The organism is Azospirillum mesophilum, from assembly GCF_053470405.2.
This window is the reverse complement of the sequence record NZ_JBPXMQ020000108.1, coordinates 1-1493: the sequence shown is the minus strand read 5'-3', so window position 1 is coordinate 1493 and position 1493 is coordinate 1. Positions and strand designations below refer to the sequence as shown.

At 66.1% G+C, this 1493-nt stretch carries 1 protein-coding gene, 1 pseudogene and 1 other annotated feature; the gene and the pseudogene both read left to right on the top strand.

The genetic code is table 11. The features are described from left to right. Positions 1–121 precede the first annotated feature (121 nt). Positions 122–574: a tetratricopeptide repeat protein gene (locus ACSVC7_RS32615; protein WP_483509169.1), complete on the top strand. Its 453-nt coding sequence runs from the start codon at positions 122–124 to the stop codon at positions 572–574. Beyond that, positions 540–1493 (top strand): annotated as a pseudogene (locus ACSVC7_RS32610) (IS3 family transposase); the annotation flags it as partial. The gene ACSVC7_RS32615 and the pseudogene ACSVC7_RS32610, both read left to right, overlap by 35 nt. After that, positions 824–940, top strand: a sequence feature (AL1L pseudoknot). It overlaps the preceding pseudogene by 117 nt.

Below are 1493 nucleotides of genomic sequence, written 5' to 3'. Positions count from 1 at the left end.
GAAGGCCAACCAGATCGACCGCCTGCTGCCCTGGACCTGGAAGGCCGACCACGCCGCCACGGCCGCTTGACCAACCCTCCCTCATCGCCGGCCATCCTCGCGCGACACCCGGCGCGCCGCAATGTGGGACGCCGATGACGCTTACGGTGATCTCGTCGGGGCGCGGGAGCTTCAGGAACAGGCTTTGGCAGCACAACGTCGTCTGCTCGGCGAGGAGCACCCGAACACCTTAACCTCCATGGACAACCTCGCCTCAATCCTTCAAAGCCAGGACAATCTCGTCGGAGCGCGGGCACTTGAGGAACAAGTTTTGGAAGTCCGATTCCGTCTGCTTGGCGAGGAGCACCCGGACACCTTGAATTCCATGAACAATCTTGCCTGGACCCTTTGGCTGCAAAGGGATCCCGCTGGAGCGAGGACATTGTTTGAGCAGGCCCTTCCAATAGCTCAACGCACGCTGGGCAATGACCACCCGATTACCCAAGCTGAACCGTGCCGGGTTTCCCGGAGGCCCCGTTTCTTGAGAGACTGGGGTCATCATGACGAAAGCGGCATCACGCAAATACGCTCCTGAAGTCCGCGAACGCGCGGTGCGGATGGTGTTCGAGCACGAGGGGGAACACGCCTCGCAGTGGGCGGCGATCGGCTCGATCGCGGCGAAGATCGGCTGGACGGCGGAGACGCTGCGGGGCTGGGTCCGGCAGGCCGAGCGTGATAAAGGCAAGCGGCCTGGTCTGACGACGGACGAGCAGGAGCGGATCAAGGCGCTGGAGCGAGAGAACCGCGAGTTGCGCCAGGCGAACGAGATCCTGCGCAAGGCGTCGGCGTATTTCGCCCAGGCGGAGCTCGACCGCCCGTTCAAGAAATGATCGCCTTCATCGACGCGCACCGCGCCGTCCACGGGGTCGAGCCGATCTGCAAGGTGCTGCCGATTGCCCCGTCCACCTACCGCGCCCATGCCGCCCGCCGGGTCGATCCGGCCAAGGCGCCGGCCCGCTCGCGCAGCGACGCGGAGCTGAGGGGGGCTATCCGACGGGTCTGGGATGAGAACTTCCAGGTCTACGGGGTGCGCAAAGTGTGGCGGCAGTTGCGGCGGGAGGGCCACGATGTGGCGCGCTGCACGGTGGCCCGGTTGATGCGCCAGATGGGCCTGAAGGGCGCAACACGCGGCAAGGCGGTGCGCACCACGATCAGCGACCGAGCCGCGCCCTGTCCGCTCGACCGGGTGAACCGCCAGTTCCAGGCGCCCCGCCCGAATGCCTTGTGGGTGGCCGATTTCACGTACGTGGCCACGTGGCAGGGCTTCGTCTGCGTGGCCTTCGTCATAGACACCTTCGCCCGTCGCATCGTGGGCTGGCGGGTGTCGCGCACCGCTCACGCCGGCTTCGTCCTGGACGCCCTGGAGCAGGCGCTGCACCACCGCCGGCCGGCCAAGGGCAGCGGCCTCGTCCATCATTCCGATCGCGGATCGCAATACGTTGCCATCAAGTACA

Coding starts and splice junctions, on each gene's coding strand:
- ACSVC7_RS32615 (WP_483509169.1), top strand. CDS start 122: ATGTGGGACGCCGATGACGCTTACGGTGATCTCGTCGGGGCGCGGGAG.